10 protein-coding genes are annotated in these 10936 nt (G+C 69.6%); 7 read left to right on the top strand and 3 right to left on the bottom strand.

Going from position 1 to position 10936, the window contains the following annotated elements; all coding sequences use genetic code 11:
* Positions 1-249 precede the first annotated feature (249 nt).
* From AB0J33_RS27555 to AB0J33_RS27530, 6 genes are all read left to right on the top strand, one after another.
* A complete protein-coding gene (locus AB0J33_RS27555; RefSeq protein ID WP_124774501.1) occupies positions 250-534 on the top strand; it encodes a GlsB/YeaQ/YmgE family stress response membrane protein in 285 nt (94 codons plus the stop codon).
* 250 nt (positions 535-784) lie between these two features.
* Positions 785-2071 (top strand): sugar ABC transporter substrate-binding protein, encoded by a 1287-nt coding sequence (locus AB0J33_RS27550; RefSeq protein ID WP_363617394.1) that lies wholly within the window; start codon positions 785-787, stop codon positions 2069-2071.
* On the top strand, positions 2068-3054 hold the full coding sequence (locus tag AB0J33_RS27545) for a sugar ABC transporter permease (protein ID WP_363617392.1): 987 nt from the start codon (positions 2068-2070) through the stop codon (positions 3052-3054). Before AB0J33_RS27550 ends, AB0J33_RS27545 begins: the two co-directional genes overlap by 4 nt.
* Entirely contained in the window at positions 3051-3881 is an 831-nt protein-coding gene (locus AB0J33_RS27540) for a carbohydrate ABC transporter permease (protein ID WP_363617390.1), read from the top strand. The genes AB0J33_RS27545 and AB0J33_RS27540 overlap by 4 nt, the downstream gene beginning before the upstream one ends.
* A gap of 77 nt (positions 3882-3958) precedes the next feature.
* Positions 3959-4600, top strand: a complete 642-nt coding sequence (locus AB0J33_RS27535; RefSeq protein WP_363617388.1) for an MOSC domain-containing protein — start codon at positions 3959-3961, stop codon at positions 4598-4600.
* 190 nt (positions 4601-4790) lie between these two features.
* Complete coding sequence (locus AB0J33_RS27530; protein WP_363617386.1) at positions 4791-5984, top strand: low temperature requirement protein A; 1194 nt, start codon at positions 4791-4793, stop codon at positions 5982-5984.
* Positions 5985-6011: 27 nt separating this feature from the next.
* On the opposite strand, the gene AB0J33_RS27525 is transcribed toward AB0J33_RS27530, so the two are convergent.
* The 3 genes from AB0J33_RS27525 to AB0J33_RS27515 all read right to left on the bottom strand — a co-directional run bounded on the left by AB0J33_RS27525 (position 6012) and on the right by AB0J33_RS27515 (position 9368).
* Entirely contained in the window at positions 6012-7199 is a 1188-nt protein-coding gene (locus tag AB0J33_RS27525) for a low temperature requirement protein A (protein WP_363617384.1), read from the bottom strand.
* Between the two features lie 183 nt (positions 7200-7382).
* The gene (locus AB0J33_RS27520; protein WP_363617382.1) at positions 7383-8285 is read right to left on the bottom strand and encodes a phytanoyl-CoA dioxygenase family protein; all 903 of its coding nucleotides are present in this window, start codon (positions 8283-8285) and stop codon (positions 7383-7385) included.
* Positions 8286-8507: 222 nt separating this feature from the next.
* Positions 8508-9368 (bottom strand): hypothetical protein, encoded by an 861-nt coding sequence (locus tag AB0J33_RS27515; protein WP_363617380.1) that lies wholly within the window; start codon positions 9366-9368, stop codon positions 8508-8510.
* A 774-nt stretch (positions 9369-10142) separates the two neighbouring features.
* Between AB0J33_RS27515 and AB0J33_RS27510 the strand changes: the two genes are divergently transcribed.
* Entirely contained in the window at positions 10143-10907 is a 765-nt protein-coding gene (locus AB0J33_RS27510; protein ID WP_363617378.1) for an SDR family NAD(P)-dependent oxidoreductase, read from the top strand.
* Positions 10908-10936 lie beyond the last annotated feature (29 nt).

Raw genomic sequence — 10936 nt, 5'->3', positions numbered from 1 at the left:
CCTGTGGCCCGGTGGCCCGGTGGCCCGGTGGCCCGGTGGCCCGGTGGCCCGGTGGCCCGGTGGCCCGGTGGGCCGGTGGCCCGGGTGGCCGGGTGGCGTGGGGAGGCTTGCGGTGATCGTGTTCCTGTCGGCCAAGTCGTGATCGTTTCGTGAGTGAAGTCGGTTTGGAATTTAGGTGCGTCGGGCAATTAACGGTCACGACAGGAAGCACACACATCGTGTGTCAGACATTCTTGAAGGAGGGTGGCCGTGGAGCTCACCGTGTGGGGCATCATCACTGCGATCGTTGTTGGTCTCATCGTCGGCGCGCTCGGCCGCTTGGTCGTCCCGGGCCGGCAGAACATGCCGATCTGGCTGCACCTGCTGATCGGTGTCGGCGCCGCGCTGCTGGGCACCGTGCTGGCGCGGGCCATCGGCATCGCGACCGAGACGAGCGGTGTCGACTGGGGCGAGCTGCTGGTGCAGGTCGTGGTGGCCGCGATCGCGGTCGCGCTGGTGGCCGGCGTGGGTCGCCGCCGCAGCGTCACCCGATAACGACCCGGCATCATCTGGCGACACCGCAGCACTGGTAGAAGAGCACGACTGAAAGAGCGCCCGGCCGAGAGCCGGGCGCTCTTTCGTGCTGAAGTGCCCGACTTCGGCCCGGTGTCCGGGCGCCGTTGGTCGTGCCGCTGCGGTACGGTCGCGACGCTTCGGCCGGTCCCGCCCACTGTCGTAAAGGAATTCTCCGTACTAGGGTGCGGCGGAGAAGGTTAGTTCCAGGCGGCGCGAGGGGAGAAGTGGCGTGAACAGGTGGAAGCGGCTGGCCCCGGTCACCGCCATGGTGGCCTCGGCCGCGATGGTGCTGACCGGCTGTGGGGGCTCCGGCGACGACGCGGCCGACGACAGCAAGCTCACGGTCTGGATGATGGGCGAGGGCGGGGACGCGCAGAACTCCTTCCTCGACGGTGTCGAGTCCGAGTTCCGTCAGAAGCACCCCGACACCGACGTGGTCGTGCAGTACATCCCGTGGCTTGAGGCGCCGAAGAAGTTCCAGGCCGCGCTCGCCGGCGGTGAGGGACCGGACATCACCGAGCTGGGCAACACCGAGACTCAGGGCTGGGCCGCGCAGGAGGCGCTCGCCGACGTGAGTGGTCGGATGGGCGGCTGGGCCGACGGCAAGGATCTGCTGCCCGACTTGGTGCGCAACGCGCAGCTCGATGGCAAGCAGTACGGCGTGCCCTGGTACGCGGGTGTGCGCGCCATCTACTACCGCACGGACTGGTTCGCCGAGGCCGGCGTTCAGCCCCCGAAGACCTGGGACGACCTGGTCACCGTGGCCAAGGCCGTGCAGGCGAAGAAGAAGGGCACCTACGGCATCGCGCTGCCGGGCAATTCCGAGCTGCCCTTCTACTCCTTCCTCTGGGGCGCGGGCGGCGAGATCGCCAGCAACCAGGGCGGCACCTGGAAGTCTGGCTACACCACCCCCGAGGCGCAGCGGGCCGTCAAGTTCTGGACCGACCTGGTGACCGTGCACAAGGTGGCTCCGCCGGCGGCGGCGGGCTGGAACGAGATCGACGCGCGTACGCAGTTCGCCACCGGCAAGGCCGCGATGGCCTTCGCCGGCAGCTGGCAGCAGGGCGCCATCAAGAAGGACAACCCCGAGATCGAGAAGGTCTGGGGTACGTTCCCGATCCCCGGCCCGGACGGCAAGGCGGCGCCCGGTTTCGCGGGCGGGTCGGACGTGGCGATCTGGAAGGACAGCGAGCGGCAGGACCTGGCTTGGGACTACCTGACGGTGCTGCTGAACAAGAAGAACGCGCAGAGCTTCGCGAGCAGCCTCGGCTTCTTCCCGGTCTACCAGGACCTGGTCTCCGGGGACGCGTACGCGAACGACAAGGTGATGGCGGCGTTCGCCACCACCATGCAGAACACCAAGCTCACGCCGCTCACCCCGAAGTGGGTGGAGGTCAGCCGGACGAAGACGGTGACCCAGGCGATGAACAGCTCGGTCATGAAGGGTCAGAAGACGGTCGAGAAGGCTACCGCCGATGCGGCCGGTGAGATGGAAAGCATCCTCAACGCCAAGTGACCACGCTGACCGAGGTGCCGGAGGCGGCTGCCGCGCGGGAGACCCCCGCGCGGCGGCGTCGCCGGGTGGACCGCCTGCCCTACCTGCTGCTCCTGCCCGCTCTGGTGATCATCGGGGTGCTGCTGCTCTGGCCGCTCGGCCAGGTGGTGGTGATGTCCTTCTACCGGTTGAACAACGTCCGGCAGTTGCGCGGCGACCGGGAGTGGCCGTGGGTGGGGCTCGGCAACTACACCGAGATCCTCTCCGATCCGTTCTTCCTGACCGTGCTGCGCAACACGGTCCTGTTCGCCGCGGCCAACGTGTTGCTCACGATGGTGCTCGGGACCCTGGTGGGGCTGCTGCTCAACCGGCTGGGTCGCAAGATGGCCACGTTCGTGGCCAGCTGCGTGATGCTCGCCTGGGCCACCCCGGCGCTGACCGGCACGATCGTTTGGAAATGGATCTTCGACGACACGAGCGGCCTGGTCACCTGGCTGTTCAACGCGCTGCCGGACGGTCTCTCGAACAGCCTGTTCGGGCGCAGCGACTGGACCGGCTACGGCTGGTTCAACTCGCCGCTGCTCTTCTTCGCCATCCTCACCCTGGTGGTGGTCTGGCACTCGTTCCCGTTTATCGCGGTGAGCGTGCTGGCTGGTCTCAAGAGCGTGCCGAGTGAGCTGCACGAGGCGGCCCGGGTGGATGGCGCGAGCCCGTGGCGGGTGTTCTGGAAGATCACCTTCCCGTTGCTGCGCCCGGTCTTCGGGATCCTGATCGTGCTCTCCACCATCTGGGACTTCAAGGTCTTCACCCAGCAGTTCGTGTTGGCCGGCGGCACCCAGGACCGGCCGACGTTCATGCTCGCCATCTACTCGTACGCCGAAGCCTTCTCTCCGCCGCCGAAGTACGGGCTCGGCGCGGCCATCGCGGTGATCCTCACGCTGATCCTGCTCGTGGTCACCGGCTTCTACGTACGGATGGTGCTCAGGCAGGAGGACGAGTCGTGAAGAAGGTCGCCCTCAACGGCGCCGGGCTGTTGGTCGCGCTCTTCGCGGCGTTCCCGGTCTATTGGATGATCTCCACCTCGTTGAAGCCGAGCAGCGAGATCTTCTCGGCGACCCCGCAGCCGGTGCCGACCCATCCGACGTTGGCGCACTACCGGGAGATCCTGACCGGCAACCTGATCCCCGGCGTCAGCTTCCTCGACTTCTTCCTCAACAGCGCGCTGGTCGCGGTCTCCACGGTGGTGCTCAGCGGTCTGGTCGCGTTGCTCGCCGCGACCGCGGTGGCCCGGTTCCGCTTCAAGCTGCGGACCAGCTTCCTGATCATGCTGCTGGTGGTGCAGATGATCCCGCTGGAGGCGCTGGTCATTCCGCTGTTCCTGATGATCCAGCGACTGGGCCTCTACAACACCCTGCCCAGCCTGATCCTCACCTACCTGGGCTTCTCGCTGCCGTTCGCGGTCTGGATGCTGCGCGGCTTCGTCGCCGCCGTACCCAAGGAGTTGGAGGAGGCGGCGGCGATCGACGGGGCGAGCCGGGCCCAGACCTTCCGCCGCGTCCTCTTTCCGCTGGTGGCGCCCGGCCTGGTGGCCACCAGCATCTTCTCCTTCATCACCGCGTGGAACGAGCTGATCTTCGCGTTGACGTTCATCAACGACCAGGGGAGCTACACGCTGCCGGTGGCGATGACCTTCTTCTTCGGTCGGGACGACACCAACTGGGGGCCGGTGATGGCCGCGTCCACCCTGTTCACCCTGCCGGTCATCATCTTCTTCCTGCTGGTGCAGCGCCGGATGGTCTCCGGCCTGGTGGCCGGCGCCGTGAAGGGCTGACGCCGACCCCGACCCCGGCCCCGGCCCCGCGCCGCACGGGGCTGGCCCGGCCCTGGACCGCCACTAGGCTGACGGGCATGACGGGCAGGGTGGCAGCGGTGAACCTCGGCATCGTGACCGAGGCGCAGTGGGCCGGCGACGCGAGCGGTCGCAGCGGCATCGACAAGCGGCCGGTCGACGGACCGGTGCCGCTGCTCACCGGCGGCCTCGCGGGCGATTTCATCGGCGAGCGCGCCCATCACGGTGGTCCTGACCAGGCGGTCTACGCCTATGCGGAGGAGGACGCCGTCTGGTGGACGGCCGAACTGGGGCGGCCCGTACCACCCGGCGGCTTCGGTGAGAACCTGACCACCTACGCGATCGACGTGACGGGTGCGGTGATCGGCGAGCGGTGGCAGGTCGGTTCCGCCCTGCTCCAGGTCACCAAGCCGCGAACCCCCTGCACCACCTTCGCCGGGTTCTGGGGCGTACCGGATCTGATCAAGCGGTTCACCGTCCGGGCATCGCCCGGGGCGTACCTGCGGGTGCTGCGCGAGGGGGAGGTCGGCGCGGGTGACCCGATCGAGGTGGTGGAGCGGCCCGCGCACGGCGTGACCATCGGCGAGGTGTTCCGGGCTACCAGCCTGGAGCCGGAGTTGCTGCCTCGGCTGCTCGACGCCGAGGACCTGCCGGAGCCGATCCGGGAGAAGGCCCGCCGCCGTCTCGCCGCCCACGGCTGACCGGCCGGGTTCGCTGACCCAGCACCGGGCCGGCCGACGGCATCCGCCCCCGATCCCGTGACGGGTGTCCGGCCGTGCCGACGGGCCCGGCACCGGATTCGGTTCGGAAGAACCCCGATGGCGGGTTCACCGGTGGACTTGCCCGTATCGTCCCCACGGAGGGCATGCGGCGGGGACCGGGTGGAGCGCGATGTCGATGGCAACGGACGGCGGTGCCGCGGCGGCGTCACCCACCGATCCGGACTTCGAGCGCCCGGCGTTCCTGGAACTCTTCTTCGACCTCGTCTACGTCTTCGCGCTGGTCACCTTGGCGACGGTGCTGACCGACGACCTGACCTGGACCGGCCTCGCCGAGACGCTGGTGTTGCTGCTCGGGTTCACGATGATCTGGGCGCTGACCGTGTGGGCGGCGGACAGCGTCGACCTGTCCCGCCCGGCCGGGCAGGGGCAGTTCGTCTGGGTGGCGGCGGCCAGCCTGCTGTTGGCCGCGCTCGCGGCCGACGCGTACGGCGACCGTCGGCTGCTCTTCGCCACCACGTACGTGGTCATCCATCTCAGCACCACCGCCTATTACGTCCTGGTCGTCTCGTCCAGGAGACCGCCGCGGCGCACCATCCGGATCCAGGTCTGGGAGGCGGTCGCCGGCATCGGCTGGATCGGTGGGGCGCTCGTCGGCGGTTCCGGGCAGTTGGCGATCTGGGGGCTCGCTGTCGCCGTCGAATACTGCGCGGCCGTGCTGGGCTGGCCGGTGCCCGGCATCGGCCGCTCACGTCCGCGCGACTGGCGGCTGGTCGGCGCGCGGGTGGCGGAGCGTTACCGGCAGTTCGTCATCGTCGCGCTCGGTGTCTCGATCTTCGTGACCGGAACGACCTTCAGCATGAGCGAGTACACGCTGGAGCGGGCCTCGGCACTACTCGTGGTGTTCAGCACCGTCGTGTTGATGTGGAGGATCTACATCTACCGCGCCGGTGAGCTGCTGACCGACGCCATCGCCCGGTCGTCCAACCCGGCGCTGCTCACCCAGTCCGCCGCGGTCACCCATCTGATCATGGTCGCCGGCATCGTCGGCGCGGCGGTTACCAGCCGGCTCGTGGTGAGCCGCCCGTTGGGCGAGACCCCGCCCTCGTGGGCGGCGGTGATCCTCGGCGGACCCGCGTTGTACCTGGTCGGTCGGGGCGTCCTCGATTTCACCGTGTTCGGGCGGATCTCGCGGTCCCGGTCGGCCGGGCTGGTGCTGCTGGCGGGCGTGGCACCGGCCACGCCTCTGCTGCCGCCGGTGCTGGTCGCCCTGCTCGCCATGACGGTGCTGCTCCTGATCGCCGCGGCGAACCTGGTGAGCACCCGGCGACACGCCCGTGCTCCGGCGCCGCCGATGCTTCGGTGACTCGGGACGGCGGCCCCGGACGGCCTTTCACGGCGATGGCGTGGCGGCCTCGACCAGGCGACCTCGCGCGGCCAGCCCTTCCCCGACCAGAGTGATCAGCAGGACCAGGTTCGCCAGCACCAGCGCGGCCAGGGGCGGAAGCAGGAGTGTGGCGGGTGCCATCAGGGCACACAACACCACGATCGCCACCACCCGGGACCAGAGCGTCCGGCCGGTCACCACGGCATCGAACAGGACGCTGCCGAGCAGGAACAGGACCGGCCCGCCGAGGGTGGCGACCATCAGCTCGACCGGGGCGCGGCCGAACGGCCGGTCGATGACCAGCGAGGTGCTGGTCGAGACCAGCACCACCCCGGCCACCATGACCAGATGGCTGTACGAGGTGGAGGTGCCGGAGCGGACCCGTTCCACGGTTGCGACGCTCGGTGGCGCCAGGATCCGCTGGACCCGCTCGAAGTAGAGCTGGAACAGCAGGACCGCGCTGGCGAACGCGACCGCGCCGGTGGCCACCGCGCCGGCCGTGAAGCCGCTTCCGGCCAGTCCCGTGCCGGTGCTCAGGATCAACTCGCCGAGCGCGACGATGAAGATGGCACGGTGCCGCTCGGAGAGGTGGACGCCGGTGAAGATCTGGCTGGCCAGCTCGGTACGCCCCAGCCCCGGCGTGGGCCAGCCGACCCGGGCCGAACCGAGGTCGACCGCCACGGCGAGCGACCAGAGCACCAGCCGAGCCGTCCCGTCCACGAACACCCCGGCGACCCAGGGCACCACGGTGAGGCCGAACCAGAAGAACACCCGGATGCTCCTGGCCTGGATCGACGGGTTGACCCGGGTGCCGGGGATCAGCACGGCGTCCCGGACCAGGTGAATGCCGAAGTAGGCCGCGACGAAGAGCCACCCGTACCGACCGAAGGCGTGCGGAGTCGCGATCGCCATCAGCAGGGTGCCGAGCATGACCAGCAGGGTGGTCGCCTGGATGATCGGCAGTCGGGGGTTGAACAGGTCGGTGAGCCACGCGGTCAGCACCCAGACCCACCAGGCGGCCAGCAGCAGGACGGCGGTCTGCGCCGCGCTCCGGGCGGTGAGGTTCGCGGCCAGGCTGGCAGCGAGCCGGGAGAAGATGAAGATGTAGACCAGATCGAAGAACAGTTCCAGGAAGGTTGGGTACGCGGGCTCGCCGCGGCGGCGGAGGATCCGGGGGAGCGGAGCGGACGTCACTGCGCTGCCTCCTGTGCCACCCCACGCCTGGGCGCCGCGCCCCGACCTGCGCACCCGCCACGCTACCGACAGCGCGGTCCCGATGGTCGGGAACGGGCCCGCCCGAGCGGCCGGGGCCGCAGACGAGGAACGGCCCCCTGCCGTCGCTCGACGAGGGCAGGGGGCCGTTCTACCGGCGGGCGGTCAGCGCAGCCAGGGGATGTTGCGGTCGAGCAGGCCGCGCTCCTTGAGCTCCTTGCGCAGCGGGATCTCGTCGTCGACGTACCCGTCCCAGTTGATGCCCCAGTAGTTGGCGGTGTGGGTGCCCTCACCGATCAGCTGGCGCTGCACGGGGGTGCGGTTGCGGTACCACTCGCCGTTCACGTCGGGGTGCAGCTCGTCCAGCGGACGGATCCACCGGTAGGTGTAGCCGACGAAGAGCATCTTGCGGGTGATGTTCGACAGGTTCGTCGACCGCGAGTGCCACTGCCGACGGTCGAAGATGAAGGCGTCACCCGGGTTGGCGGTGATCTCCACCGTGCCCTCCGGGTCCGGGTTGTGCACGCTGAGGTCCTTGGGCCGGTCCAGCGAGTTCCACAGGTGGCTGCCCGGGATGACCTTGGTGGCGCCGCGGCCGGTCTCGGAGAGGTCCGACAGCACGTACGCGACCTTCAGCGAGAACATCGGCCGGGGCAGGTTCGGGTCCATCGTCTCCGGGTCGGAGTTCTGCCGGTACCCGTCCTGGTGCCAGCCCCAGTAGGGCTTCTCCGGCTCGAGCGCCGGGGGCGTGACGTCCAGGTGGTTGTGGTGGGTGTAGATGTTCCAGCCGGCCAGCCCCCACATGTACGGGAAGGCGATCGGGTGGGTCAGCAGCTCGCCGAAGAGCTCGTCGCGCTCCAGGAAGCCCAGCAGGTGCAGCGTGCCGTCCTTCTTGGTGGTGCCCTTCGCCTGCTCCTCCGCGTAGACGCGGTCGACCGCCGCCTCCAGCGCCGCCCGGTGGTCCTCCGTCAGGACGTTGCGCAGCAGGAGGAAACCCTGCTCGTGGAACTCCTTGCGGTCAGTGTCGCTGATCGGTTCGTAACCGGTCCGGTCGCCGTAATCGAACACCGCGTCGTACCCCTCCCCATGAGGTGAAACCTTTTCTGGCACAGGCCGCCGATCGTAACGCGGTGGTCCAGACATCGGGGAGGGTGTGTTGCCGGCATTGGGCCGCAGCGGGACCGCCCGCAGCGAGGAAAACGCACAGAGTGAGATTTAGGAGATCAATAGAGCGCTCTAATGAGATTTGTCCGATTGTGCGGTGACTGCCGGTTAAGAGATCCGGGCCGCTCAACCCTCGTTGAACACCTCGGCCACCACCTGACCGGCCGGGCCTTGCTGGCCGTCCACCCGGCCCCAGGAGCCGTTCCGGGCGGTCCACTCCAGGTCGCCGAAGCGGACCCGCTTCACCCCGTGGTCCTGGGCGTGTGACACCAGCCAGTGCGCGTACCGCCAGCCGTCGCGCTGGTCGCCGGGGGTGACCGCCAGCCCGGTCGGGTCGGTCGGGTCGGTGCCCTTCAACCCCCAGTCCAGCACCAGGTTGCGGGTCAGCTGCGCGGCCGCCGCCGCGCCGTGCATCACCGGGGTACGCCCCACCGTGCAGGCGACCGCTCCGCTCGCGTCGCCGAGCAGGGCTCGGCTGAGGACCTCGGAGTCGTCGGCCCACTTCTGGTACGCCTCGGGGAAGGCCGAGCGCTGCACCCGCTGGGCGGCGTCGGTGACCCGCATCTTCTCCCAACCGCGCACCTTCTTGAGGGCGGCGTAGAACCGGTTGGCCGCGTAGCGCGGGTCGCGGATCTGGGCGGCGGTGCCCCAGCCCTGGCTCGGTCGCTGCTGGAACAGGCCGACCGAGTCGCGGTCGCCGTCGGCGAGGTTGCGTAGCCCGGACTCCTGGTACGCGGTGGCGAGCGCGACCACCACGGCCCGTTCGGGCATGCCGCGCTTCGCGCCGATCGCCGCGATGGTCGCCGCGTTGGCCATCTGGTCGGCGTCCAGCGCGACCCGGCCATCGGCCTGCACGGTGCACTTGCGGGCCACCAGGGGCAGTTGGAGGTTGTCGCCGACCTGCCGTGCGACGAGCCAGATTGCGATCACGGCGACGAGGATGAGCACCACTCCACCCGCCACGGTTGCCCGAGTTCGCACCCACACCCCCAGATCGACAGTCTGCCAAGCGTACGTCCCCGCGCGGCCCCTCCGGGTCGTCCGAGCGGTTCAGGCCCGCCCTGGCCGGGTCCGGCCGGTTCGGGGTCGGCTCCGCTGTCGGGTGCCGGTTGGCGACGTTCCCGCTCTGGATGCGATCTCACCTGCCGTGCCGTTCTGTCACCCGTCCCTGCGGCGGCCGGGCCGTCCTGCGTCGGCCGGGCCGTCCTGCGTGCCCACCCAAGATCGTGCTTCATCCAGGGAAAAGGCCCCTCCCCGAGGCGCGAGGCCACTACCACAAGGATCGAGCACGATCATCGAGTGGCGGCCGTCGCTCATCATCGCGCGCCGCTGCCGCCCGTCATCGGGCGATCGGGACAGTCAGCGTGTTGGCGCGCGGGCGGATCGGCCGTGGGCGCGTGTGGACACCACGGGGAGCGTTATGACACACAGGCATATTCATGCCTGTGTGTCATAACGCTCAACAGGAACCTGCCGCCGACCGGTGGGCGTCCGGGCTGTGCGGCGGAGGCGAGGCGGCGACAGCGAGGGCAGGCACGTCACTGGGCCGGCGGCGGTCCGCGCGCTCGGGCTTCGAGTGCCCAGCAGGGCGCTTCGATGCGGCTCCCAGGCCCACTGCCGCCCGGTCGAGGGCTGTCGTGCGCGTCACCGGGTAAGCGAAACGGGAAGCGATTGACCGGTCAAGGACTTATCGCTGTTGACATGTCAATCAGACCTACCGCCTATACCGGACGCGCAGGTCATCGAACGAGGGGAAGTTCCATGGGAACGCTCGACGGCAAGGTCGTGCTCATCACCGGCACCGGCGGCGGTCTGGGCCGCGTCGCGGCGCTGACCTTCGCCCGCGAGGGCGCGAAGGTCGTCGGGGCCGACCTCCAGGTCGCCGGCAACGAAGAGACGGTCGAGCTCGTCCACCGTGCGGGCGGCGAGATGACCGGGATGGCGCCGGTCGACCTGACCGACACCGAGCAGGTACGCAAGCTCGTCGACGACGCTGCCGCCGCCTACGGCGGGCTCGACGTGGTCTACAACAACGCGGCGGCGCTCCGCTTCGGCCCGATGCCCGACTTCTCCGTGCAGGACTGGCGCTACACCATCGCCGGAGAACTCGACATCCCGTACCTCGTGTCGAAGTTCGCCTGGCCGCACCTGGTCCGGCGCGGTGGGGGCGTCATCATCAACGCCGCCTCCATGGCCGGAATGATCGCCGGGCACGTCCCGCCGATGGTCGGTCACACCGCCGCGAACGCCGGCATCATCGGCATGACCCGGCAGCTCGCGCTCGAGGGCGCGCCGCACGGGATCCGGGCGGTGGCGGTCAGCCCCGGGCCCACCCTCACCCCGGCCAGCGAACGCGACCTCGGTGACAACCAGGAGGCGCGGGACGCCATCACCGCCAAGACGCTCCTCAAGCGCTTCGCGCGCCCCGAGGAGGTCGTCGAGTTGGTGGTGTTCCTCGCCTCCGACCGGGCGTCGTACATCACCGGGGCGAACTACCCGGTCGACGGCGGCGCGACCGCCTGGTGAGCCGACCGCCTGGTGAGCCGACCGCCTGG

The organism is Micromonospora sp. NPDC049645 (assembly GCF_040675155.1).
In the GTDB taxonomy this organism is placed as follows: Bacteria; Actinomycetota; Actinomycetes; order Mycobacteriales; family Micromonosporaceae; genus Micromonospora.
This window is presented reverse-complemented; position numbering and strand designations above follow the sequence as displayed.